Raw genomic sequence first — 25,899 nt, 5'->3', positions numbered from 1 at the left:
TTGACAGTACGTGTACTGCCTGCGGGAGTTTCGCAAGACTTTCTATCTCGATCAGGCATCACCATGCGGTCCTTGCCCTGGACCGTTAGGTGCCGGATGCCTCTGCGTTCTACCATGTGATTGACGTGCTGTTGAGCAGCTTCTTCGCGGCGCAGGCCTAGCAACACGGCTAGAATCGCCCCATCACGTAGCCCTCTCACCGACGTATTATCCAGCGCATCAAGCATCGCCTAGGCCTAGTGACCATCTAGGGCCCGGGTCTTGCCTTGGATAGTTTGAATCCTAGCTCGCTTCACGCCATGCACCGAGTTGCCACCGGCCACCGCGCGGCTGGCTCATAGCTGCCTGTCATGAATGATTCCATCAGGCCAGAAGAGTTGCTGTCCGCAGTCGACCGCAGATTTCGGTATGGACAAATTAGACTCTGAAAGCACTTCATAGGTGGATATCTATGGACACGGTTTATTCAGCGCAAAACTAGAGTTAGCGCCGCTTCCACTCATGTCCATGGGTTGACATCTTTCCTTTACATTGATGAGTTGTTCTGCAGTCTTGAAGGCTTACCCGAGCCGATCATTGATGTAGGCCGGGCCATTCAAGCCCGTGTCCTGCAATGGACAGCGCTGCCAGTGGGTGTCGGCATTGGGCATACCAAAACCTTGGCCAAAGCCGCTCAGCACGCCTCAAAGGTGTGGCGAGAGAAGACTGGCGGCGTGGTGGATCTGCGCAAACCAGAGGCGGTCGAATGGCTGCTCCGGCGTATGCCTGTCGATGAGGTTTGGGGTATCGGTAGTCGCATGCGCGATAACCTGGCACGCGACGGGATCAGTACGGCCTGGGAGCTGTCGCAAGCAGACGCACGGGCAATGGGTCGTAAATACAGCGTCGTGCTCGAGCGTACGATACGTGAGCTTCAAGGCGAATCCTGTATGGACCTGGAGCAATCGGTTGCGCCCAAGCAATCGATTTGCTCCAGCAAGATGTTTGGACAGCGGGTACACACGCTGAAAGGCCTGCAGGAGGCGTTGGCTACGTACATTCACCGTGCTGCGGAGAAACTGCGCATGCAGCGCTCTCTGTGCGGCGCTATGCGGATCGGCATTCAGACTTCTTTTCACGGCGATGGGCCGAAGTATGCGAACACAGCAACGTGCGTACCGCCCTACCCCACCGATGATGTACGCCAGCTGACCAAAAGCGCACTGCAGGCGGTCGAGCAGATCTACCGGCCAGGCTTCGCGTACAGCAAGGCCGAAGTCTTGTTGATGGATCTGCGCAAGCGAGGGGAGTTCACTCAGGACCTTTTCAGCCCGAGCCAGCCAGAGCGCTCCGACGCGCTCATGGCTGCCATGGATCGGATCAATCGCCGGTGGGGGCATGATTGCTTGCGCACTGCTGCCGTTCCGCTGACGCCGGACTGGGGTATGCGCCGGGCTCTGCTAAGCCCCAGTTACATGACCAGCTGGGACCAACTCTGGAAGGTCAGATGTAATTAAAAGCAAAGCATCATCAAGGAGGTGGGCTGAAGCAAAACCACAGGGGTGGGGCTTCAAACATTTCCCAGAAAGATTCGTATGAGCCTGAGTCCAGGACCAGAAAGGGCGCGCTTGCCAGCCTGGAACCAAACCGAGCTCTACCGTAGTCAAGCCAGCCTAGCCGTCCTCCGCGACACAAAACCGCGCTCACACCCGCCCGGGCAATCAGGATCTACGCTGCAGAACAGGCTGTCGGATGTGGTTGACACCCCTGTCAACTGCAGGCAACATTATCTCAACAGCGCCTGATCCTATGTTGCCGGCTTGACCGGCATTACGGTCAGGCCTTCTTGTTTCTGGAACATGGAAGTTGAACCAGCCCATCCCACCGAAGCCTTTTCTAGCCTACGCTGACCTGGTCACGCTACTGACCGCTCGCGGCATGGAAATTCTCGACGTTGACGCAACCAAGCGTGAAATCGCCCGCCTTGGCTATTACCGTTTGAGCGGTTTCTGGTACCCAGCCCGCAGATTCGCCCGTGATGACGCGGGTAACAAGCTCATCTGCCCTCAGACCAGAAAGCCAGTTCGGATGGAAGATTTCCAGCCTAGAACTCGATTCGACAAGGCCGTTGAGCTTTACAGATTTGATAAAGCGCTCCGCTTACTCATGCTTGATGCAATCGAGTCGATCGAGGTCCATCTGAAGACCGTCGTAGCTCACGAGCTGGGCCGTAACAGCGAAATGGCATATACCTCGGTGACCTTCATCGAACCTAAGTGGACGGTCATCAATCCTGGTTTCAGCATGAGCAAATGGGACAGTTGGACGGCTCGTCAGCAAAAGAAACAGGACGAATGCCAAGAGGAGTACTTCAAGTCTCATCGGTTAAAGAATCGCTCTGTGCCGTTTTGGGTTGCTGTCGAAGCCTGGGATTTCGGTACCCTGTCCATCTACTATCAACTCCTCAAAGCCAAGCCTCAGGGCTGGGTCCTTGCCAGGCTGGGCCTTACAGATGTCAGAGCATTCATCAGCTGGCTCAAAGAACTGAACACCCTCCGCAATCGGTGTGCCCATCACACCCGGATCTGGAACCAATCGTCGAGCAACCCCATTGCTTTACCGCAACAGAGCCCTTATTTCCAAGCCCTAAACCTGGATGCAAATGCGTTAAAGCGCCTATACGGACTTATCGCCGTGATCTGGCTGCTACTTCAACGAATCGAGCCTGGAAGTCAGTGGATCCGTGAAATCGCACGGCTGATCGATTCCAAACCGGCAATCCCTGGATGCACCTTCGGCGCTATGGGCTTCCCTAGCGAAGCTGGGTTCCCTCGCCACCTTTTCGGCATCTGAACGTTGCTATCGTGCTGTCCGGCGTTTCCACTGATTTAACCGCCACGGGACCTGGTGGACGTTCGTTAGCTAAAACAGATCAAAATCGGTTGATGGGCTTTCGTCCTTTGTCCTGGATTGCTGCTCGGCCAGCTCTGCCAGCTTCGCCATTGCCGCATCCCTGAGACGCTTGACCCTCGGCAATATGCCGAACAACTCGACGCCGAACTCAGGTGTCAGCAGCTCAGAGACAAGCTGAATGTTGTCGTCATCTCGAATCAGATCGACTAGGGAAATCAGGTTGAAACAGGCCTCCCCCAGCTGCTCACTAGGTGGTAAATCAGAAGCTCGCGCCTCAGCTGCAGTGATGTACGAATCAACGGTGTCTTCCGCTGCAGTCCAGCACTGCTCTATGCGATCTGCCTCCTCGGCCAGTGGAAGTCGTAACATTAGGTCGTGCATCTGCTCAATAGCCTGTTGCTTTTGCACCTTCGACAGCTTCATCAATCGCTCATCCAATCCTTGCGTATATGGAAATGTATATTGCATACACGCTTACCGGTAGTGCGGTAAACAAAAAAGCGAAGCCATCAATGGCTTCGCTTTTAATGTTTACGGTTCTGAGAAACCTACACTTCAGAACGGTAATGACTACCAAAAACTCAAAAAAACCAGTGAGTGAGTGAGTGAAAACCAATCAATACGGGGACTACAGACGCATACCTAGCAGTACACTAAAAAAATTCGTAAAATTTTCTGTAAGGAATCATTGGTTTTTGGCCCAAAAACTTTACAAAAACGAAACGGTCAATGAGCTGGAGACCGTTCGTCGGACTTCAAGGTATTACGCCTCATCGCCGGCCTTGAGAAAGCAAACCATCACGAGGATTGGCCTCCCAAGTGGTCGACGGCTACGATGAAGATGCCCAGAAACACACCATGGTCTGGCCGCCCAGATCTCAAAAGCTGCTCAGACCGTCGCTGAAGACCCCATCCTCCTCGCAGCGCTCGTTGTAGCGCTCAATAGCCCTCCGGTTCTCAACCAGCCGTTCATGACACGCTGACTACCCTACATCGTCTGAACCCTTTTCACAGGGCTGAGGATCGTCACCATAAGACATAAACCTTCTCCGATATCATCACACGGCCCATGAATAACTGACACTGCCTAGGCATTGCAAATGCCCATAGATCAAAGTCCGGGGACGTCTGTGAGGATCGACGTCTCGATAGCGCGCTCGGGGAGCTTGCAGAAGCGCTAGAAGCGCACCTGGCATTAGATGCCGAACAAGGTGAAGACGAGCTCAGCGCTCAGGACATGCGATCAACACCCATGGGTGGACATCTACTGCCAGTATCGACTGACAGTCGTCCTTGCGACTCTCAGGAAACGGACGGCTTCAGCCTTTGTCATGCCCTGTCCTTTGCACTCTTGCACCTTTTGTTTAAGTTCATCCGTTCGCTTGGCGCGCACCCCGCCAATCAAATCGTCACTTGCTGGGATCGGAAGCGTGACGATACCGTCCGCGATCAATGCATCCAGGAAGAGAGCTTCATGGCGCTGAGTCACACGTGGATCAGATCCGGCTTCTGCTGCCTGAGCTAGCAGCAAGAGTGTGCTCGGACTTACCTGCAAAACAGTTGAGATCGCCGCTAGGCTGCGCAGCGATAGCGACTTGCGACCTTGCTCGACGGAGATCAAGAACCGTCGCTCCAAGACGTCGGCAAACGCTTCAAGGCTAAGCCCTCGCTGAACGCGCAACATACGAATCGCGCGCCCGAGCCCTTGGTGGATATCAGACAATTCTAGCGCTCGCAAAAGCGAGCATATGGCCACACCCAGATGACCATGCACGATGACTTATAGGTCACTATATGATACACTCCGCCAGCCGAACCGCCTCACCCAAGGCTCCAAGCCACGAATCAATATATAGCTAAATACTCTTTATGAACCTACACGTCCTGTCCGACCTTCATGTCGAATTTGAAGAGTTTTCACCATCGGTACCGCCTGAAACAGATGTGGTGATTCTTGCTGGGGACACCTGTACAAAGGCACGCGCAGCCCGCTGGGCGAAGGAAAATCTCCCACCGGGGACACCTGTCATCTTGATCGCAGGGAACCACGATAGCTACCAGACATCCTTGCAAAGTGCCCACCGCCATCTGCGAGCAGATGCAGGGGATGAAGTCCATTTCCTGGAAAACGAGGCCTTCGAGCATCAAGGCGTCAGATTCCTGGGATGTACGTGTTGGACTGATTTCAACTCTACAGGGGCGCAGACCATAGCAATGCTGAAGGCGCATGCCGCGATGAACGACTACCGATTTATACGGTACGAACCCAGATATCGGAGGCTGCTACCCAACGACACTAGGGCCATCGCAGAAGCATCTAAGGAGTGGCTTTTAGAAGAGGTGCGGAAGCCCTATTCCGGAAAAACAGTGGTAGTTACCCATATGCCCCCTCTGATGCGGTTCTTCCCTGCTGATCACCGTCCTGGCGATCTCGATGCGGCTTACGCAAACCACTGGCCAGAGTTTCTTGACTGCAAAATTGACTTATGGGTATTTGGACACACTCACCACTCAGTCGATGAAGCAATTGGGGGCATCCGGTTCGTTTCTAATGCCCGAGGGTATCCACAAGAACTGACTGGCTTTCGACCTAGCCTGCTAATAACCATCTAGCCCCCGAATGGTATTTCTCTCCGCTTACGCAGAGTGGACAAACTCGCCTTAAAATTCGCCTTAGAAAATACTTAATGAAACTTCCACGCATTGTCTATGAAGCCCAGCAATTCCAGTACCCAGTCCCTATCACTGGCTATCTGGTCAACGCTCAACTACAGAGTGACGATTTAATATTTGCCTACATTTTCTGTGACACAAAGTCCCGCTTCGAAGACGGGGCACTTATATCGACCTCTTCGGTTACCGAAATCAGCGTAGACCTCCCCCGACACGTCGCCCACACAAGAACTGGAAGTCACTACGTGATTTGCAACTATTACTTCCCTCAAGGACTTTCTGATACAGGGCGTAGCGTCTCAATTGGATTCAGGGACATTTGCTCTCTTCAAAAACACTGAGTGATGGAGCTAGGGCGAACGGAATAAGCGGCTTTGGATCAACCGCCGGGATGGAGGAGATTTCTCGAATCTGGTCGATTTTGCAGAGATGGTCGTGGCCAACGTAAACGCTCCGTAGCCACCAAATACAGAGCAGGTAAATAATCTTGGACACTGCGCTTCTGATTATTTTCAAAGCCACCCATGATACTGATCCGAAGCCAAAGTCGAAAAAACTATCGAGATATGGGCAACATTGACTCCTTACTGCACTCAACCTGAGAAATATTCTTCAGCTTTTTCCTAAAAGTCCGCCAAGACCGATCCGTTCAGCGCGTCACGCAACATTCGCCATTGCGGTAGATACTGATCAAGCAGCCCGGTAAACCGATCGTTGTGATGACGCTCCAGCAAATGCATCAGCTCGTGCACAAGGATGTACTCCAGGCATTGCACTGGCTTTTTCGCCAGTTCCAGATTTAGCCAAATGCGCCGCGCTTCGATGTTGCATGTACCCCATTTGGTTTTCATGCGTTTGATGCCGTAAGCGCTGACCGTAACACCTAGGACTGGCTGCCACTTTTCCAATAGCTCTGGAATTAGCTTTTTCATTTCTGAGCGATAAAAGGCATGGAGAATTTTCTGCTTTTCCTCTGGTGTCGTATTAGGGCGCACAGTCAAAAGCATAGAAGCCTTCCCTCTGAGCGCTAGCCGGGGCATGCCGTACTCCTCTATGACCCTGAGCCGATACCGCTGCCCTAGAAAATAATGGCTCTCGCCGCTAACCATACGCCGCTGGGACTGCCGGGGCTGAGCCTGAAACTTCGCACGCTGGCGCTTGATCCAGCCCAGCTTGCCCACCACCGCCAGGCGCACGGCTTCGTCATCTACCGCCAGCGGCGCGGCCACACGCACACGTCCTTGCGGCGGATAAACGCCCAGGTGCAGGTTCTTGATCGGCTTGCGCACGACCTCCACGGTCAAACCGCTAACCGTGATATTGCGGGACTCAATACTCATGCTGATGCTTGACCAGTTCCAGCAAGGCATCCAGCCGTTCGTTGTCCTGGCCTGCTGAATAGGCGCCCAAGGCCTCAGCGGCGTCTTTGCCCCACTGATCCAGCACATGCTTGATCGCCAGGCGCACGCGTTTGATCTTCATGGCATTGCCGCGCCAGTCGTCCTGCCGGCTATCTAGCACAGCCGCATCTACAGCCAGTGCCAGGCCGGCGTTCTGCCCGAGGTTGTCATACAGCGCCTTGCGGGCAGCGCTATTGATCGAGCCAGGATAGTTGGTCGAGCTGGTCGGATTCTTGACCTGCTGAGCCAGCTTCACCACCTCATCCAGATACTCCTGATAGCTGATGGCGTCTTCCTTGCGCTTGGCGATCAGCGCATCGAGAAGCGAAGACATGGTCTCGTAGTACTTCGGGTTGATCGGCGACTCGTCGATGATCAGCTTGCGCACGTTGTTCTCGATGGTCTCGGCCACGGCTTCCTGGCTTTCGCGGATGCCCTTGGGCAGCGCGTCCACCGCATCGACACCACGCTCGACGATCAGCTCGATCAGCGACATATCGTCGAAGGCGGAGATCTTCTCGCTGTCATCGGCGCGGATGTAGGTGTCGATCAGAAAGCGCATGTCCGGCTCATAGGCCTTCAGGTCGATGTAATCGCCACTGGCCAGCTTCACCTCGTCGCGCACCTTGGTGAAGTGATCAACCTCATCCTTGATCTCGCTGATTTCCCTGGCGCTATACCCGGCTTCTTCCAACTCGTTGGCCAGATTGCCGAAGCAGCGAATCAGTGCTGAGGTCATCTTGTACAGGTTCAGGCGCTTCGGTTCGTTGGCTTTGAGCACCTCGGCGTTACCTGAGTCGGTGCCGCAGAAGAAGCGAATATAGGCTGGCGTGTCCTTGGGCCTCTCCACCGGTTCGCACAGGGCCTTGATTGTCTCGCGGGCTTCCTCCAGGTCTTCCTGAGCTTTGCTCAGCCGGTCTTCCAGCAGGCCTGCCACATCGGCCTTGTCGTAACCATCCAGTGCGCCGCTGGTGTAGTCGCCGATGGCGCCTTCCAGCTGCTTGAACAAGTCCTTGTAGTCGATGATGTAACCGTACTGCTTGTCTTCACCGTCCAGGCGGTTGACCCGGCAGATGGCTTGGAACAAGCCGTGGTCGCGCATCTGCTTGTCGATGTAGAGGTAGGTCGCTGAAGGCGCGTCGAAACCGGTCAGCAGCTTGTCCACCACGATGAGCAGGCGCATCTGGCCCGGCTCTTTGATGAAGCGCTGTTTGACCTCTTTCTCGAAGGTCTCCGGATCTTTGTCGCCGAGCATCTGGTTGTAGATGGCGTACTGACGCAGCTTCTCGGTCAGTCCTTCGCCAGTGGCTTCACCCTTGATGTCAGCAGGCGAAGGCTTGTAGCTGGTGACGATGGCGCACTTATCGCCCATGCCGGCCTTGCAGAACAGCTCATAGCACTTGCAGGCCTCGAAGATGCTGCTGGTGACCAGCATCGCATTGCCCCGGCCATCGGCCAGGCGGTGCTTGGTGGCCATATCGAGGAGGATGTCGGCGACGATCTTCTCCAGACGCGACTGGCTCGACAGCACTTTCTGCATGGTGCCCCAGCGCTGCTTGAGCTGGGCCTTGGCCAGGTCGTTCAGACCCTTGGTCTTGGCCTCGAACCACTGATCGATCTTCTGTTGCGAGGTGATGTTCTGGTCGATGTCGCGGGCTTCATAGCGCAGATCGAGCACCACGCCATCGGACACCGCCTCGTCGAATTTGTAGGTGTGGATGTAGCGACCAAACACCTCGATGCTTTTCTGCTTGTCGGCCTTCAGCAGCGGCGTGCCGGTGAAACCGATAAATACAGCATTGGGCAGGATGGCCTTCATCGCCTTGTGCAGCTCACCGGACTGGGTGCGGTGGCACTCGTCGACGAACACATAGAGGTCGCCCTTGGCGCGGAAGTCTGGCGGCAGGCCCTTGCGGAGCTCCTCCACAAAGTCTTCTACATCGGCATCCTCGCGGGTGCCGAACTTATGGATCAGCGAACACAGCAGCCAAGGCGATGGCTGGTTGAGCTTGTCGATCAGATCGGCACCGCTGGTGGTGCGCACGATCTGCTCATTGACGCCGGTAAACACCTTCTCGATCTGTTCATCCAGCTCAGTGCGGTCGGTGATGATCAGCACCCTCGAATCCTGGATGTTTTCCCGAATCCACTTGGTCAGCCAGACCATGGTCAGGGACTTACCCGAGCCCTGGGTGTGCCAGATGATCCCGCCCTCGCGCCGACGCAGGTAGCGCTGCGCCTCGCGGATACCGAAGTACTGGTTGTGCCGGCAGAGCTTCTTCACCCCGCTGTCGAAGACAATGTAGTCGTGGATCAACTCAAGAAAGCGCGTCTTGTTACACAGCTGAAGTAGGTGCCGATCCAGCAGATTGTCAGCAGTCGCGCTGTCCGCGTTTTCCTCTTTCCAGGTGAGGTAGTACTTCTCGCCGGTCTGGATGGTGCCGTAGCGCAGGCCCTGAGTGTCGTTGCCCGCCATCACGAATTGCTGGGTGGAGAAGAACGGCTGGATAAATTCAGCTTTCTGGTTATCCAGGTTCTGCCGGATGCCCTCGTTCACTGCCACCTTGGAGCGCTTGAGTTCCAATACGCCGAGGGCAATACCATTTACATAGAGCACGATATCCGGGCGCTTGGTATTGGCCTTGGCATCAGCGCCTTTGACGGTGACCTCTTCGGCAATGGCGAAGTGGTTGCGCTCAGGATGCTTCCAGTCGATCAGCCAGACGGTCTGGGTGTTTTCACTAACCTCGGGCCTGATCTTCACGCCATAGCGCAGCATTTCGTACACCGCTTTATTGCGCTCATACAGGCCCTTGCTGGCATCGTTGGCAGCCTTGTTCAACTCGAAGATGGCGCGGCTGGCCAGGTTCACTTCTATACCTTGCTCCAGCAGCCAGCCACGCAGCAGCTCTGCTTCGATATTGGCGTTGTTCGGGCGCTCGGCCCAATCGCCCAGGTGCTCATAACCCAGCGCCTGCTGAAAAAGCTTGGCCACGCGTTGCTGGGTCTTCTTTTCGATCTGGCCGACGGTATTCATTATTATCTGGGCTCTAGCGTTTTTTCGGAAAATTGGGGGGCTTTCAAGAGTCGAAGAGTTAGAGACTTTATATCTTGGTAAAAATCTCTTCGCCCTTCAATTACTTCCGGTTCGGATTGGAAGTGCGGGTCTGATAGAGCCTCAGCAGGATCTATGGCGTAATAACTTGACTCACGGAATCTCTTAATTGCAGGGATTATCCAGCTTGAAGGGTAAAAGTGGAGCAAGCCGCCGCCGCCCTTTTGGATCATGCCTACCCACTCGATCTGATTGGCTTTGGGCATGACATTGCTTACGATTCCACCGCTCATTCCGTTGAGAGCGTCGTGTGATGCTCCATCAGGGAACTTAAGGCAGTAAGATTTGCCGAGCTTAGTGCATATGCCCAGTCGAATTTTCTTTTTAAGAACTGTGGTGCAATTGAAGTTATCGTTATAAGGGTAGTCGATAAGGTTATCATTGATTGGATAGCCTGATGCGACAAGAAACATTCCCTCATATAGTTTTCGAGTTTCTATCCCTTGAGGGGCATGGCGTGAATCTAAGTCAATAAAATGGTCTGGGTATCTATAAATGTCGCCTAATTCCACTAGAACGATGTCGTCAACTTCAACGTACTCACTGCTTTCTTCTACAAGCTCGCCAACCCGCCAGCCGCGAATAGGGAAGCCAAGGTCATAAATTTCGCTAAAGCCGCGCTTGGAAAATATGTGAGTGAAGAATGGTGACTCATTTTGTGGCTTCTCATAGTGGGCGTCTATGACATGCTGCGCCGTTAGAATGAAGAATTTCTGCTCAAATTTAATTAATATCCCAGTGCCGCCTTTATTGTAGACGAGGTCAGCATAATAGCGCCCTGTCTCTTCCATGGCCTCTGAACAATGCGTAAATATCAGTCTCCGCGCTGACTGAATGATGTTGCTCTCGTATGTCTTATTAAAAAAGACTTCCATTTTTCTTTTGGGTATGCGCACTTTTAATTCTCTCGGTTAGAGCAAGCGTATACGGCCTGTGAGTAGCTCTTGCATCATTCCCTGCTTGAGTTGACGGGCCTTATTACGCCGCGCTTCGAGGACGGCGAGTTCGGTTCCCATATCGGCGAGGATGTTTGCAATGGCAGCTTGCTCTTCTGTCCCCGGAATTTTTAGCTCAGCACTAGCGATATGAGCACGATTGGTGGCATAGACTTTGGTGCCGGCTGCTAGCTGACGTAAGTGCGAGCGAAAGGTCGGGATGAACTGCAAATAAGCTTTAAAACCATCCGCAATTATTTTTTTGTCAAAGCGCACTGCAATAGTGTGTAGGCCTGAAACAAGTTGCATATTCTCAGGCAGCTGAATTTCGACAGATTTTCCAACACTATCCAAGTCCTCTGACGCATCAGCAAATACCAAATCGCCATTCTGCAAGCGATCTAAGCGTTTTGCTTTTTCTCGTGACAGACAGGGCATAGATGTTATTGCAGGATTCAATAGTAGGTGCTGGCTGCCATGAATATCGCCGTAGTGCAGGTAGTGAATATCACCTTCAGTGGATAGCTCAGCGCGTGAGTTCGTGCCATTATTCAAAAATGTCATATGCCCCCCCAGTCGCATCATCGGCCACTCCCCACTAAATCCCGGCAGGCGGCGTTGGCCTGTGAGAAGCTGCTGCATGGCGGCTTGCTGGATGCCGCTCTTTTTAGTGATCAGTTGATCCAGGCTGCTAATCAGGGAATCAATATCCGCCAGAGCTTGACCAATTCTGTACTGCTCAGGCTCAGGAGGTACTTTTAATTGGCAGTTTAAGATCATGGGATTTAGCAAGTGAGTTTGCTGCACTCCATCGTCAAACTGCATGAAGTAATTATTTCTATTGAGAAGATAATAAAAGTACTCGGAAGAGCCTTTGACGGGTCTAAAAATGCACACGCGCTGGTTAACGGCGTACGTCTTGTCCTCTTTGACTAAGTAGCATTTTGCAAGAGCACGACCGTTTGGTAGGTCGCTCATCACCATTAGTACATCGCCGCGCTTAGCTGGGCAAAAGTTTTCAGATGAGTATTTTCTTACGCCACCTTCCGTTGAGATGAATTTTGAATTGACAACCACATAAGGCCCTGCCTCATTAATGAATTGCTCATGGGCCTTTCCGGATATGAACTGAAGGGCTTCAGGGAGCGACTGAATTTGCCAGTCTTCAGGAACTATACCCAGCTCAGTCTGTTTGTACCCCGGTGTAATCTCCACACTCATACAGAAAACCCCATCTTCATCAGATGTGCATTCACCTTGGTCTCCAGCGCCTCCACCTCGGCATTCAGTGCCGGCAGCGGTGTGTCATAGCGCTCGGCCAATTGTCGTATGCGGCCACTCAAGGCCTGGGACACCCGATCCAGTTCGGTCTGCACATCGGCTTGCAGGGTGGCCAGCCATTTGTCGTCGATCACCAGGGTTTTCAGCTCGGCTTCGCTCAAGTTGGCGAAGTGGGCCAGTACCTTGGCATCCAGCAGCTTCTGCGCGGCTTTGATCTTTTTGCTGGCTTCGGCCTCGCGCTCAATCAGTGCCAGGCAATTTTCCAGCGCTTGGCGTTCTTCATCGACATCCAACTCGTGCTTGATGGCTTTCAGGCGTGCCTTGACGCTGGCGGCGGTGAGCTTGCCCTTGTTGGTCTTACCTTCGGACAGCGGGCCATCCTCGCAACCCTGTTCTTCGTCCAGCTCTTCCAGTTCGCGGCTGGTAGCGTCGCGTTTGGCTTCCAGTTCGGTGATGGCGGCAGCTTCGGCAGCGTAATAGCGGCGTACGACCAGCTCGGGCGGCAGCAGGTCGGTATTGGGTTCGCCCTGGCTTAAACCACTGGCAATTAGCGGCTTCCAGCCATCGATCACCAGTTGGTACACATCATCCTGCAAGGTGGCGTACCAGTAGTCCTGGAGGTGCTGGTAGACGTCGTAGGCATCCAGCAGCGGCGCGTCCTCGAAGCGATGCAACAGATCTTCGGCCAACTCTTTGAGTAGCGCCTTGGGCTGATCGCCAATGGTAATGCCGGCAAGGTTCGGTCGGTGTTCGGCACGCCAGGCCTCGAACAGGCCCGCCACCGTCTGGCGAAAGGCTTCGAACTCGGGGTGGCTGAAGATGGTCGGCTTGATCTCGCTGATAGCGACTTTAAGGCTGAGGTAACCGGGGCGCAGGGGCTCGAACAGCGCGCTACGCAGGTTAGGCATCACCTGCCAGTAGGCATACAGGGCGTCGATATCAGGTTCGGGGATACCGCCGTGCAGGTGGGCCTCGATATCCTGAAGATCCTCTGCTTCGCGGGTGTCGATATAGCGCGGGATATTCAGGTTGAAGTCGTTGGCTTCGATCTCGGCCATTGGCACCAGGCGCGCGAATTTCTCCACCTCAATCTGCTGGGTGAAGGTATCGACGATCTTGTGGATGTCCTGCTCACGCAGCCGGTTCTTGTTGCCGTCCTTGATAAAGCCCTTGCTGGCGTCGATCAGGAACAAGCCTTTGCGCCCGGCACAGCCCTCTTTGTCCAGCACGATGATGCACGCAGGAATACCGGTGCCATAGAACAGGTTGGCCGGCAGGCCGATGATGCCCTTGATGTAACCCTGCTGGAGGATGCGCTTGCGGATGGCGGCCTCGGCACCGCCCCGGAACAGTACGCCGTGGGGCAGAATCACTGCCGCCTTACCGGTGCTCTTCAGCGAGGTAAGCATGTGCAGGAGGAAGGCGTAGTCGCCGTTCTTCTCAGGCGGAATGCCGTAGCTGAAGCGGTTGTACTCATCCTCTGCCGGGTTGAAGCCATTGCTCCAGGCCTTGGTGGAGAACGGCGGGTTGGCGACGATAAAGTCGAACAGCTTGAGCTTACCCATTGGGTCTTTGAAATGCGGTGCGGACAGGGTGTTGTCCTTCCAAATTTCCGCCGTTGGGCAGTCGTGCAGGATCATGTTCATCTTGGCCAAGGCGCTGGTTGCGTTGTCCATCTCCTGGCCGTAGATAGCCAAGTCGAGACCTGTGGTGCTTTTGGCTTCGTCGTGAGCCTTGAGCAACAGCGAGCCTGAGCCGCAAGTTGGGTCGTAAATGCTCTGCTTGCTGTCGGTAGCACTCGCCAGACCGATGACCTGAGCCATAATCCGCGACACCTCGGCTGGGGTGTAGAACTGCCCCTTGCTCTTGCCGGACTCGGTGGCGAAGTGGCGCATGAGGTATTCGTAGGCATCGCCGAGGATGTCATCGCCTTGGGCGCGGTTGCTGCGAAAATCCAGCCCCGGCGTGTTGAAAATGCTGACCAAGTTGGACAGGCGGTCGACCATTTCCTTACCCTTCCCGAGCTTCTCTTGGTCGTTGAAGTCGGCAACGTCAATGACGCCGGTGAGGTTATTGGCCTCAGCCAAGCGGGCGATAATCTGGTTGATCTTGTCGCCGATCTCCTTGTCGCCCTTGAGCGCCACCATGTCGGCAAAGCTTCCGCCTTCCGGCACCTCGATCAGCGAATGTGGATTACCAGCGTACCTGTCCGACACGTATTTCATGAAAAGCAGCACCAGGACATAGTCCTTGTACTGCGACGCATCCATCCCGCCGCGCAGCTCGTCGCAGGATTTCCACAGGGAGGAATAGAGTTCGGATTTCTTGATGGCCATCGAGCGTACTACCTAGCAATGCGGGATGACAGGTCGCTAAGGAGCAAGGTCTCGTCCGCGTCCCTGCCGAAAGGATGGTGAGAGTAACAGAAACGCGTATCGAGCTTCATCTTGCGCCGTACTATGGATTGGAAGTGGCCTCGCAGACTATTCCCTGAAGCAACTCGCCTCTACAGACTTAATATCTACCTAAAGGTTAGGCAGCGGGAACTGTAAAATCGGCGATTTACTGGATATCGTGAGCGTGTGTTTAGCTCTCGAAATAGCCACGTAGAACAGCTTCGCAGCGGCAAACCTCTGGGTGGTGTAGTGCGAAGCATCAGGAATCAGCACGTGGTCAAACTCCAACCCCTTCAAGAGCAGAGGGGTTGAGATCGTTCTAGCGACTGGAGCCCTTCCTGTCAGGCTGAGGCGCTGCCTAACCGCTTCAGAGGCCGTGACAAGGCTTTGATGCCGTCCCTCGACAAGCTCATTCAAAGCACGCCTCGTATCTGCGATAAGCTCACCACGAAACGTCCTTGAAAGAGGATGGCCCCTTTCCAGCTTTAGAACGTCCAAGGCGTTGATAGCAGAGCCACCGACCGAGAGTTTCGCCCATGCAGCATAGATCTCGATGTCGAGCACTGGATCAGAAGGCTTTCCAGGGCTAGGAGCCGCACGGGTAATCGCGTCATCGACCAATGACCTTAGCGCTTCGGCACGTGCCTGGGGCGTTGACCCAGGCATATCCCAGATATCTGCGAAGTCCATAAGACGTCGTGCAGCTATCTCTTCGATCGCTTGAAAGGCACCTTTGGTGCTTTTGGCCAACTGATCACATGTCTTACGCCAACAGTTGATGGCTGCTGTGGTACCCGACCTCGTATCGAACCCATCGAAAAACAACGACATGTCAAAGGCATCGTTGCTCTGGATATAGGTGACAGGCCCATCTCGAAGGTCAATCGGGTGGCCGATCATTAGCTTCTGCCGAGTCTCAGCAATCCATCGCCCTAGCTCCACATTCGCACTTGCCCAGCGGTGAGGCACGACGAGATCGAATGCTGGAGTAAAGCTGGTTGCAACAGTGGTGTTCCAAGAAATTTTGGTCTCAACAAACTCAAAAATCCCCTGCATCGGATCCCCAAACACCACGGTAGGGACGATGCACGACAGCCACATGGCAATGGAATGCTGGTGCTGCTCGCAATCCTGGTATTCGTCGATAAGCACCCGGTCATAGGAAGCCTTGATGACCTCCTGAACCACAGGGCTTTGCAGGATTGATACTGCACCGAGATATACATCGTCCCAGTTGGGCTTCGTGGGATGTAGCGCCTGCCTCCCTGAGCGATTAGGAAAGGCCTGAACGTACCTCCGCGCCCACGAAGCAATGGTATCCACCACCACCGACTCACTGGGCACATGCATTCGCTTCAGGCGCGACCTAATGGCATGTACGCCCGCATGCGTATGGGTGAGTACTAAAGTCCTGCGGCCCAGCCCTGCAACTTTAGCAATCAGCTCCGTCTTACCATGGCCGGCTGGAGCAACTACAGCCCTGCGGCTGAGCGCCAGGATGGACTCAGGCGTCACCATATAGCCACTGCTCGACAGAGTTGAGGCAACCCCCTAGCGGGGAAGCAGGTGAGCCGGCCACGATACCCGTAACCAGAAAGGAGATCGCCCGGCCACGCTCAGCAGTCTTGAACCAGCTCTTCGCTGCAGCCAGATTACTCAGACGCTTACGATATTCGGTGAGGTCGATCGCCAAATCCCAGTCATTGAAGCTATCTGAGGTATCCACCCCTGGAAATTCTTTTGCAAGGTGATCATTGAGCGTCGGCTCACTCACAAATCCTGCTGCCAAATCCAGCAGGCCATCAACCTGATCGTTCGACGCCGACAGGAAAACTGCTCTCTCTGTATTAAGCTCGCCACCGTACTCAATGACGTTTACACCTTGGGATTTGAGTTTGGTGACAAAATGAGTATCGAGCTTCCGATCCGAGTCCCGAAACAGACCAACCTGGTACCCAAGGGCGCGTAGGGCAAGAGCCAACGGTGGCCCTGCAGATCCGCCACCATCGACGATGGCTGCACCTAATTGCTCGATAGGGACGCCATCGTGCCGGTCTGGGTAATGCTCCCGCAAGCCGAGCATCAAGCCCAATTCTGTCGCGCCCTCGCAAAGGAGGATTCGCCGAGCGAATAGTGCTCGTGGGGCACCCTTCAGGACGCGGGATATGTCTCCATTCGATGAGGCATGCTTAATGTCAGCGATAGCAGCCGGTGACCGAGATACGATGAATAAGGAGGGTGGCGGCAGCTCAGCGAGAACCACATCCGAATGTGTGGTCATCAAGATCTGTCCTTTTGCGAGCTGATCGCCTTCAGCTTCCTTCTGCCATTTCTTCAACTGCGCCATGGCCCCAAGAACGCGATGAGGTTCAAGGCCTTGTTCCAGCTCGTCTACTAGGACAATCGCCCCTTCACTTATCGCCGAACGCTGTATAGCCAATGTCGCTAATCGCCGGGTTCCGAGCCCTGCCAGCCGCAGCGGTACGGAACCATCGTGCAATGCAATCGACCCCGAGTTAAATCCTCCCCGCCCCAATTCCAAATCCGGGCAGTAGGCCTCATTGATGTAAGCGCCAAGAGAACGAGCGGCGGTTTCCGCAGACGCAGCTGCCTGCGCCAGCTCCGTGATCGCACCAAGATTCGCGCTCTGGCGAGCGGAGCGATAAGCATGAGCCAGCATCTGAGCAGTCTCATCGTTCGCTTCGGTCATTTTCGAAAGGACTGATCCTTGGGCCCAGGTGAGATGCCGCGCTTCGTCCCCAGCGAGACGGACGAGACAGAACATTGCCCTGTCCCTATTCGAAAGCACCCTGGGAACCGGGTACCTATCGCAAACCAAAGACCAGACCGGCTCCATGGTCGCGTCGACCGAGAGCCTCACCGTGAGAACGGGCTCGTCCGCATCCTCAGGCTCATCGTTGAGCCGGCCATTTGGAGAAAGGCCGCGCAGATACAAACCGAAACGACCATCTGAAAGTAACGCACGCGACAACTCGCCGATTGTGACCTCGACCTCGATGTCCTCAGCGGTATTGGCATGGTGGAAGTCAGCCTCGTTGAAAGTCATCCACCGAGGAGAAAGCGCTGCCTCCACTGCATCTAAAACGGTGGTCTTGGCACTGTCGCCTACGCCGATCAGACAGCAGATTGACTGCTCCATCATGTTCCATTCGAGATGCTTGATGCCCCTGAAATTCTTGACCTTCAACTGCTCAACACGCATCAATCACCTGAAAAAGTGGCCTATTGCGATCAAGGCTAGCTTTAAACCCAGAATTCTCCAGAAAATTCCGCCCCTACCTGCTGTCGCAAGACCCGATGTGGAGGTATGGCGAAGCGTTGACAGCTGAACAACAGCAGATCGATGGACGTGTTCACCTAGGCCCTGCCTGCTCTTGTGCAAAAGCTGCAATGATTCGCTTGTTAGGCAGCTTGGCACAACGACAGCAGGGCATCTTCAAGCATGGCCTTGAGACCCACTTGACGGGAAAATGCGCGTGGAGGCAGAGCAACCGCCTCTTTAACAGCATCAACGTCGCCAACAAATATGACCTGGATCTGGGCTCTGGTCAGCGCTGTGTAAGCGAAAGTGCGATCAAGCACCTTGGACTTCACCACGGGAATGATGACACGTCGGAACTGAGAGCCTTGGCTCTTGTGAACGGTGATCGCATAGGCGTGCTGAATGAGGTCAACGTCGGAGTCGAACAGGTAGTGCTGAGCACCCTCAAATTCAGCTCGGGCGAGCGCTGAACGCCACAACGGTCTCTCCTCAGTGCCAGTATTGACCTTGACTGGCTCATCAAAGACGGTCACCAACCGACCTAGCCGACCGTTTTGTAGGTTCCTGTTCCAATCGTTGGCAGTGTAGATAAGCAGATCGCCCTCACAAAACCCTGTTTGTTCGAGAACGCCCGACTCATCATTGATCACCTCAAGCTGACGAGCACCTGCCGCATAGCGCAGGTGGCACAGTCGGTTGATCGTCTCAACCCCTGCATATGGGCTCGACCGAGTAGCGGCCAGGATCTGAGAGTTGCCCCTGTCCATTTCATAGAGACGCATCGTTTCAGAGCTGATTTCCGACTCTGCACATGGGATGAAGACAACCTCTGCACTCTCTAGCGCGCTGAAAGCGGGCCATTTGCCTTCTCGGATGGCGCTTGCTGCAACGGGGATCTCAGATCCCTTGGCCTGCCGCTTAACCTCGATCAAACGGGTGACTGGAATGGCTGATAGCTGGCAAAGAACGTGGAAGACCAACCCGGCGCCGATGGGAGGCAGCTGGAACGGGTCACCCACAAGAACCAGGTGCGTTCCCGCTGGTAGCTTCTGGGTGAGCTTGTAGAACGTCACGTTGTCCAGCATCGAGGCTTCATCGATCACCACAACTGGGCACTCACCCATGTCCTCGTCCGTCACGCTACGAAGGAAGCCCGCAGCCGTAGAGCTGGGAAGCATGCAGGCCGAGCTGTTCGGCAGCCTTGCTGACGCCAATGCGCTCGGCCAAAGCCAGCGCTTCGTCCTTGTAGGCTTGGGAATGGCGGGTGCGGGTCTGTTTCATTGGGGTTGCTTGTCTTGCCATGATTCACCTCGTTGCAGTTTATCGCTTAACGGGGTGTCCACTGGGACTGGGCAAGATCACCACGCAACTGACCAGATAAGCCAGGACGCCCTGGGGGAATTCTGTCGCTTCGAGTGCGAGGAGTTTTTGCAGATCGGCGGCGGCGTCGTCTTCCACGCTGTTGATGTAGCGCTCCAACTCGGCGTCTTCCGCTTTTCGTTTTTCATGCGCCTCACGCGCACGCTCAGTAACAGCCTGTTGATCGATGCGAGCCTGCTCGCGAACCGCCTCCCAGTTCGGCGGCTCCGGGCATGCACCTGTCTGAACCAATGAAGCGTTGATGATGTTCAGCAACGCCATGCTTTGCTCTGGAACGGCTTCGGTGACAACAGGATCTGCCGACATGTCCTCAATGACAGGGGAAAGTCCGCGCTTCATACGGCCGCTGCCTACTCGGTCGACGAGATATCGCTCGCTCCATGCCCTGCCCCGGCTTTTCTGCCCTTCACGCTCCAAGCTCATGGTGTATTTCATGAGCCATTTGTGCATGAACCGCTGACGCTCGGGGGCCATTCGGATCGAGATATCGTGGTAACGCTGATAGAAGGCCTCGTCATGGCCACATGCGATGCTGTCGCCCTGGTGAGCGACTTCGTGTTCGACCAAGCCGAAAATGTAAGCCACTGTCTCTAATGGCTTGCTATTGAGCCGTTTGACAATATCGCAACCGATGGCCAGGTAGGTTCGCCCATCCGTCCAAGCCTCGGCAGTGTTCGATTCACCCAGCAGGATTTGCATCCGCTTTTCGCCGTGGCGAAGGGTTCCATCCCTGTAACGTTCTGCCCCAATACATGCGCCCGCATAGTGCTGGAGGCACCACCGCAGCGCTGTCCACGCTCTGCGCGTCTCCTTGTCCAGCGTTATGCGGTCGTCAACGATCTGCGTTCTTTCGATGAAGGCATTTCGGAACGTGGAATATGCGGCCAGAGCTGGCGCATCGAGCGCTTTTCCACGCCAGAACCATGGAGCACGCTCGCCGCGGTCTTCAAAGGCCTGTGCTGCCTCACTGACGTTGCAAAGGGCGCGATCGAGCGCTTCCTCGAAATCGATGTGATTGTGGCATCCGAAGCGCTCCAAGGTCTTAGGGTGGACAATTTGAATCAGACCTTCTCGAGCAATAGCCTCGCCCTTGGGAATATCGTCCCCATGCTCGATCAGGGTGTATGTTCCCTTGTGCCAGTTGAATGCCTTGAGTCGAAATTCCATCAGCGTTATGTGCCGCTTGCCCGGGAGTAGTGTGATCACCTCCTCCTTTGCAAATACTTCACAGATATTCTCGTCACCGCTGAGCAACGATCGCGCCGATTTTTCCCGACGGGCCTCAGTCTTCCGGTGATCCCCCAGCTTTGCCGATACAGCCTCGGCTAGGCGCCTGAACTCTTTGGCGATCGGTTTCCATACGGGGCAGGTTTTGCGCAGGATTTCTGTGCGGGAAACGTTGAGGTTGATCGCCTTCTTCGAGACGATCAGGCCTCCAGCTCCCCAGACATGAGACGAATCATGTCGAATCAGCACACCTTGGTTGTAGATCGAGACGGGGCCTTCTTCTTTGGCCCGGTAGTAAGCCCAGTCGTCCTCGAAATCCCATTTTTCATTGGCCGGATTGCGCGTAATGACACGCCCATTCAGCTCAACGCTAATGGGCGTGTAACGAACCAAATCGCGTATCTCCTGCACCGCGGACATCAGCTCAAGGTCGTTGAGGGCTTCGTACCAGGTGCCGGTGATACTGCACCCTTTAAACGGTTCCTGGAGATCCTCAAGCTCGTAGCTGTACCCCATGACCCGAGTATCAACCTGCATCGACCAGCGATTGGATACCCACTCAGTTCTGGCATGCGCCATGATTTGGCCGCGACCCAAACGGAACCGCCCGTAAGTCGCATCGCCTTCCTGATGCGGCGTGCCGAATCGGCCGAAGTACCGCAAAACATCCTCACGGCTCGCAAAACCAGTACCGTCGTCGACGCAATCGAATCCAGCCTTGGTCATGGTGAGCCTCACCGTGGTGGCCTTTGCGTCAACCGAGTTCATGATCAACTCGATCACAGCCTTGCCGATGGAACCGGCCTGGCTGTAGATGATGTGATGAATGATCTGCGGGTCAAGCTCAAAAGGTAGAAGCACGATGCACCTCCTTCATGGGTTTCGGAATGGTTGCAATGTCCATCTCAGCGCATACGTCGGCGAGGACGATCCGGGGTTTCAGACCCAGCCCGCACCTGTTGCGCGATCCATTCGATTTGGGGTGTGTCCAGTCCGAACCGCTTGGCGTAATCGTCCCGGTGCTGGTCGAGGTCTTTGGCAAACTCTTCCGAGTTGTAGTCTCGGCCTACGCGCCGCAGGAACCGGCCGGCACCATCTCTGCCTTTGTAGGTGGGATGAGAGCCATCCAGGATCAATTTCACTTCCTGGAGCAATTCGTCGTGATTGAAGGTTTCAAGTGACATTTTGCAAATTCCGTATAATGGCCTGAATACGGAATATAGCACACATGATAAGGCCTGTGCCCTAGCCTTTCGCCCTCTGTAAACCAGCCATTCAGGCTGTTGCTAGTAGCAACATTCGGCTGTTGCTACTAGCAACACTAAAAAGATCCGCCCGGCGCATCAGGTGGATCAGGCGTCCTTCTAGATCAGCATTGCCAATTGCCCGGTGGACTCGACCACCGAAAAGGACTTTTCCCCCAGAAGATCACTCAACAGCTTGGTCACGGCATCGTCATCGCAGTCGTAGTAGGCATCGTCCAAGAGGTTGGAGAGATCCTGAAGTTTCAGACCGTTATCAATGGCCAGCGATAGGAGCCGCGGATCGATGCGGTCATATTTCCCGGTGATTTCCAAGGCTGGATGGTGATAAGCGTTGTTGGCCATGAAAAAGGCGTAAGCAAATCCTTCTGGTGTCACGCTACGAGCATTCTTCGTGGCCAGGCTGCTCCCACCGTACTGTGTGTGCATTTTTGAGCCTTCGGTTGGATAGACCGGTGCAACGGGCAAGTCTGCGTTGAAGCGGCCCCAGATAAGGGTTTTCTTCGTGTACGGTTCGCCAAGATCGCAGGGGTTGAAGCTGAGGCGCCATGGTGGCAGACCAGCTAGCTTCTCGATTCGACCTACTGGATTTTCAATCGCCCAGATCGACGGCCGATAGTACTCGACCAGTCGCAGAGTCTGATGAACCAGCTCGATTGACGCAGCAGTGCGCCCATCGAGATCCTTGGCTGCAAAGTGCTTAGCCCCCGAGTTCGCAAAATCGGTGCAAGGACAAGCTGCGATGATCGCATACACCTCTGCCCCTTCGAAGTCACCGAAGTACTCCATGAAGAACTCAACGTCGAATTTGCTGACGTCTCCTAGCTCTGGGTTGTCTTGAATATCAAACCGGTATACCTGGTAGCCGGCCTCAGCCCAAGGGGCCGACCATTGCCCGCTTTTGTCAAACAGCGACAACACGACTTTATCGCTGTTATCGCCCGTCGAACCTTGAGACACGGCCTTTTGTTTCCAGGTGCTGATGACATCAGCAGCATCGTCCAGTGACAGCATGCCGTGAGTACGAGCCTTGGCGCTGAGTCGGATAACCTCACTTGCCAAAGGGGCTGTGAACAGGCGATGAACGCCCTCCTCCGACATTTGCTGGAGAACTGCAGCATATGGGGTTACAAATTGGCTCAATGGCGTTGGTGTAAGTGCGCGCTGATGCTCTGGGGCACTGCTTGGGTAGGATCGGACGGCAGAGAAACCATTCATGCTCTTGCTCCTAGACTGGTGGACCTGCAGGGGAGGTAGCCGCCTCCCCTGCAGGATGTCTAACACAAGAACATTATACACGTACGTACGTACGCATTCAACGAAACGGATGCGAGTGTGCCACGCTGGCCCGTGTTACTTTGTCTGGTACTTTTCCATGTGGCTCAGCACCACTTGTCTATCAGCATGCACCAAAGAGCACGCGGTAAAATCGCCCTCCCACACAGCGGTTGCCCATGTTCCATCAAGCCCTGCTTGCCAGAATGCACCCCACTCGCCGCTTGGCAGCTCTAGCAAGAGCCAGTCTGGAAACGGACATTGCCTAGCCAGGCTCAGAACGTACCTGACGTGATGTGGTTCACTAGGCATTCCCATGCATTTCGCTCCGTTAGCTGATTGAACCCACCCCGATCGGGGCGGGCTTGGCCATGCTCAATTTCGCGTGCCCTGTGTCGCAAATTCAGAGGCATCAATCGAATCAAGGAAAGCTGCGAGCTTATCCATGATTTTCTGAGGGTCCACTTCCTTATCAATTTTGAATTCCAACTTGCGCCCATTCAAACGAACTGAGCCAACTCCTTGCAGCTTCCGAGGTTCTGTTATCGTGGACTTAGGACCACTGCAAGCAGCAAGCTTCTGCCCAATCATGCGAAGCGCGGCCTCCTGGCCAGTCCCCTTCTCGGCCATCTGAATCACAATGCGATGGACGATGTTCACATCCGCCTTTGAATGCTCCACAAACTTTTTCGCATAGTTCGCTGTAATCAAGTGGGGCTTGGTGTTCAGAATTTCCTTGATCTGTTCGGGCAGCTGAATTAGGTCAAGGCAGCGGTTCACGACTGTGTGATCTACACCAAGGCGTCGAGCCAATGCCCGCTGGCTTTTATCAGCGCCTTTCAGCATATATCGTTGATAGCTCACAGCTTTTTCGTAATCCGTTAGCTCATTTTGGAGGTTGTCGGTGATTGCCAAAAGCATCGCCATGTCGTCTGACATTGGCTTTACATGAGCCATGATTTTGTCGCGACCCAGCATTTTGTGAGCCCGCCACCGGCACTCACCGCCGATAAGCTCGAAACGCTCCCCTACAGGCCGGATTGTAATCGGTTTACCCAGGCCCACAGAGTCAATCGAGCCAGCGAGCTCTTCAAGCTTTGCTTGATCGAAGAACATCCTTGGCTGATACGGAGAGGGATCGATCAGCTCAACCAGGACCTCCTCGAGCCATTCGTCTTTGAGTATCAGTTGACCTTCTTTAGCGCCTTGAGCAATGAGTTGCGTGTGATCAGCCTCTTGCACAGATCCCATGGCCTGCTGGAGCATCGCCGCCCTGCTACCACGGCTACCTGTGGTTGGCGGCATTTCCGTAGGCTTGCGCAGTGATGCCATTGCCGTGCTTGGCTTGCCTGGGTAGTCGGTGGATTTCATTAATCACCCTCCTGTGTTGCTACTAGCAACACTCCAATCTGCTGTTGCTACTAGCAACAAAATCGTTGCGTGTTGCTAGTAGCAACACCTTTGAAAAAATGATCCCTGTTGCTACTAGCAACACTCACTCTTGGGGCTGAGCAGCAACACGGCGGATCTTTTCCAGAACCTCGGCATGCACTGCGCGAGCGTTTTCGATGGTGTCCCGGTTAGCACCCTTCCAAAACATCAGGGGGACACCGTCATCGAGGGAGTTCACATAGTCAGCAGAGTGATAAATCTTTTCCTCTGTTACGCGGCCTGGGAAAAGCTGGTTCAGCCTGTACAGGTTGTTCAACATCCGAGGACGCCCCTTGGCAAACATGGTCGGCACAGCTACCAGTTCAGGGGCGAAACCGTATTCGCGTGCGAAACCAGCGCACCAGTCATGCAGTCGCAAGATCGCCTTGAAGGAGAATTTGTCCATTCGGACTGGGCTCATAAGCAGATCACTTGCCGCTACCGAGTTTTTGGTCAGGCGCGAGCCTGCGGGGGCGTTATCAAAAATGATGACGTCGTATTGCGATAGGTCGCAGCCTGAAATCTTGCCGGCTTTACCATCTTCAACCCACTTCGCGTACCACATATCCGAATTATTGGCTGCGTCCAACGCCACGCCCAGGTCTTCTAGGGATGCGTCGGCTGGGATCAGGTGGGGGCCATTTTCACCAAAGGGTTTCTTGATGACTTCATCAAGCGTTTTGGGTTGAAACGAACGCATACGAAGCATTGGGCTGATCAAGTGGCCGAGGTGACCATCAACGATGCGGTCAGCAGGGATTCCAAGCTCCTGCAGATCTTCTGGAGTAGCGTCCGGATCGTAGCCGAGCATGCTCGACGTATCACCCTGGGGATCATTGTCGACCAAAAGAACGCGCAAACCGGCGAGAGAACAGGTAATGGCCTGGCCGACCGCTGTGGTGGTTTTGTTGGTGCCACCCTTCGAGATGTAGGTGGACATGACCACCTGGCGCGCCAAGCCCTTCAAGTGACCAAGCTCACGGCGAAGTGCTGCCAAATCGAAAAGGTCTGATGGCGTATAAACCCGAGAGGTCACGGTTCCGCGTGGCACACGACGGATCTCGATGTTGTTCGATTCTTCGATGTCTTTCAGGCGCCGAGTCGTAAGGCCAAAGCAGTCCGCGGCGAAACGAGGTGTGAAAAACAACTCATTGAAATCCACGTAGGTTGCAACATCTTCGACCATTTCCACATTCGAGTTCATAGCACTTCTCCGTTTTGCTGTTGCATTCAGTATAAATCCTGAATTCCTCTTGTAAACCGTGGAATTCAGGTTATTTGAGTTTTTTAATCAAAATACCTGAACCTGTTGGCCGATAGTGTTGCTAGTAGCAACGATATGAGCGGCC

At 54.5% G+C, this 25,899-nt stretch carries 19 protein-coding genes and 2 pseudogenes; 3 read left to right on the top strand and 18 right to left on the bottom strand.

The features are described from left to right. Positions 1 to 71: 71 nt before the first annotated feature. Positions 72 to 332 (bottom strand): annotated as a pseudogene (locus LU684_RS22875) (tyrosine-type recombinase/integrase); the annotation flags it as partial. Positions 333 to 512: 180 nt separating this feature from the next. On the opposite strand from LU684_RS22875, the gene LU684_RS22870 reads away from it, so the two are divergent. Beyond that, positions 513 to 1,496, top strand: a complete 984-nt coding sequence (locus tag LU684_RS22870; RefSeq protein WP_232895070.1) for a Y-family DNA polymerase — start codon at positions 513 to 515, stop codon at positions 1,494 to 1,496. A 349-nt stretch (positions 1,497 to 1,845) separates the two neighbouring features. Further along, a complete protein-coding gene (locus LU684_RS22865) occupies positions 1,846 to 2,832 on the top strand; it encodes an Abi family protein (RefSeq protein ID WP_232879606.1) in 987 nt (328 codons plus the stop codon). 69 nt (positions 2,833 to 2,901) lie between these two features. Here the strand turns inward: LU684_RS22865 and LU684_RS22860 are convergent, their stop codons facing one another. From LU684_RS22860 to LU684_RS22855, 3 genes are all read right to left on the bottom strand, one after another. Beyond that, entirely contained in the window at positions 2,902 to 3,315 is a 414-nt protein-coding gene (locus LU684_RS22860) for a hypothetical protein (protein WP_134630321.1), read from the bottom strand. A 455-nt stretch (positions 3,316 to 3,770) separates the two neighbouring features. Further along, on the bottom strand, positions 3,771 to 3,857 hold the full coding sequence (locus tag LU684_RS30810; RefSeq protein ID WP_134630336.1) for a type II toxin-antitoxin system CcdA family antitoxin: 87 nt from the start codon (positions 3,855 to 3,857) through the stop codon (positions 3,771 to 3,773). A gap of 299 nt (positions 3,858 to 4,156) precedes the next feature. Further along, the gene (locus LU684_RS22855) at positions 4,157 to 4,615 is read right to left on the bottom strand and encodes a helix-turn-helix domain-containing protein (protein ID WP_134630320.1); all 459 of its coding nucleotides are present in this window, start codon (positions 4,613 to 4,615) and stop codon (positions 4,157 to 4,159) included. A 146-nt stretch (positions 4,616 to 4,761) separates the two neighbouring features. Between LU684_RS22855 and LU684_RS22850 the strand changes: the two genes are divergently transcribed. Further along, complete coding sequence (locus LU684_RS22850) at positions 4,762 to 5,505, top strand: metallophosphoesterase (protein WP_134630319.1); 744 nt, start codon at positions 4,762 to 4,764, stop codon at positions 5,503 to 5,505. A gap of 683 nt (positions 5,506 to 6,188) precedes the next feature. Here LU684_RS22850 and LU684_RS22845 read toward each other — a convergent pair. The 14 genes and pseudogenes from LU684_RS22845 to LU684_RS22780 form a co-directional block, all read right to left on the bottom strand. Continuing rightward, positions 6,189 to 6,905, bottom strand: a complete 717-nt coding sequence (locus LU684_RS22845) for a M48 family metallopeptidase (RefSeq protein WP_134630318.1) — start codon at positions 6,903 to 6,905, stop codon at positions 6,189 to 6,191. Continuing rightward, a complete protein-coding gene (locus tag LU684_RS22840) occupies positions 6,895 to 10,002 on the bottom strand; it encodes a type I restriction endonuclease subunit R (RefSeq protein ID WP_134630317.1) in 3,108 nt (1,035 codons plus the stop codon). The genes LU684_RS22845 and LU684_RS22840 overlap by 11 nt, the downstream gene beginning before the upstream one ends. Before the next feature lie 2 nt (positions 10,003 to 10,004). Further along, positions 10,005 to 10,976 carry a hypothetical protein gene (locus tag LU684_RS22835; protein ID WP_134630316.1) on the bottom strand — a complete coding sequence of 324 codons (972 nt, stop codon included), beginning with the start codon at positions 10,974 to 10,976 and terminating at the stop codon, positions 10,005 to 10,007. Between the two features lie 15 nt (positions 10,977 to 10,991). Continuing rightward, positions 10,992 to 12,236, bottom strand: coding sequence for a restriction endonuclease subunit S (locus tag LU684_RS22830; protein WP_134630315.1), 1,245 nt, complete (start codon positions 12,234 to 12,236; stop codon positions 10,992 to 10,994). Beyond that, positions 12,233 to 14,632 (bottom strand): type I restriction-modification system subunit M, encoded by a 2,400-nt coding sequence (locus tag LU684_RS22825; RefSeq protein ID WP_232895068.1) that lies wholly within the window; start codon positions 14,630 to 14,632, stop codon positions 12,233 to 12,235. The genes LU684_RS22830 and LU684_RS22825 overlap by 4 nt, the downstream gene beginning before the upstream one ends. Positions 14,633 to 14,821: 189 nt before the next feature. Continuing rightward, positions 14,822 to 16,210 (bottom strand): UvrD-helicase domain-containing protein, encoded by a 1,389-nt coding sequence (locus LU684_RS22820; RefSeq protein WP_134630313.1) that lies wholly within the window; start codon positions 16,208 to 16,210, stop codon positions 14,822 to 14,824. Then, the gene (locus tag LU684_RS22815) at positions 16,197 to 17,915 is read right to left on the bottom strand and encodes an ATP-dependent nuclease (protein WP_134630312.1); all 1,719 of its coding nucleotides are present in this window, start codon (positions 17,913 to 17,915) and stop codon (positions 16,197 to 16,199) included. The genes LU684_RS22820 and LU684_RS22815 overlap by 14 nt, the downstream gene beginning before the upstream one ends. Before the next feature lie 200 nt (positions 17,916 to 18,115). Next, positions 18,116 to 19,153 (bottom strand): ATP-dependent DNA helicase, encoded by a 1,038-nt coding sequence (locus LU684_RS22810; RefSeq protein WP_232891631.1) that lies wholly within the window; start codon positions 19,151 to 19,153, stop codon positions 18,116 to 18,118. Next, positions 19,134 to 19,277: pseudogene (locus LU684_RS22805) on the bottom strand (IS3 family transposase); the annotation flags it as partial. The gene LU684_RS22810 and the pseudogene LU684_RS22805, both read right to left, overlap by 20 nt. Before the next feature lie 18 nt (positions 19,278 to 19,295). Then, a complete protein-coding gene (locus LU684_RS22800) occupies positions 19,296 to 21,443 on the bottom strand; it encodes an ATP-binding protein (protein WP_232891632.1) in 2,148 nt (715 codons plus the stop codon). A 44-nt stretch (positions 21,444 to 21,487) separates the two neighbouring features. Then, complete coding sequence (locus tag LU684_RS22795) at positions 21,488 to 21,766, bottom strand: hypothetical protein (protein ID WP_134630295.1); 279 nt, start codon at positions 21,764 to 21,766, stop codon at positions 21,488 to 21,490. Positions 21,767 to 21,946: 180 nt separating this feature from the next. Further along, on the bottom strand, positions 21,947 to 23,062 hold the full coding sequence (locus LU684_RS22790) for a DNA cytosine methyltransferase (protein WP_232891633.1): 1,116 nt from the start codon (positions 23,060 to 23,062) through the stop codon (positions 21,947 to 21,949). Positions 23,063 to 23,494: 432 nt separating this feature from the next. Beyond that, a complete protein-coding gene (locus tag LU684_RS22785) occupies positions 23,495 to 24,490 on the bottom strand; it encodes a ParB/RepB/Spo0J family partition protein (RefSeq protein ID WP_134630296.1) in 996 nt (331 codons plus the stop codon). A 124-nt stretch (positions 24,491 to 24,614) separates the two neighbouring features. Further along, entirely contained in the window at positions 24,615 to 25,754 is a 1,140-nt protein-coding gene (locus LU684_RS22780; protein WP_126551113.1) for an AAA family ATPase, read from the bottom strand. Positions 25,755 to 25,899: the final 145 nt, after the last annotated feature.

Origin of the sequence: Pseudomonas sp. NMI542_15 (assembly GCF_021283425.1) — a bacterium.
Lineage (GTDB): Bacteria > Pseudomonadota > Gammaproteobacteria > Pseudomonadales > Pseudomonadaceae > Aquipseudomonas > Aquipseudomonas fortuita.
This window is presented reverse-complemented; position numbering and strand designations above follow the sequence as displayed.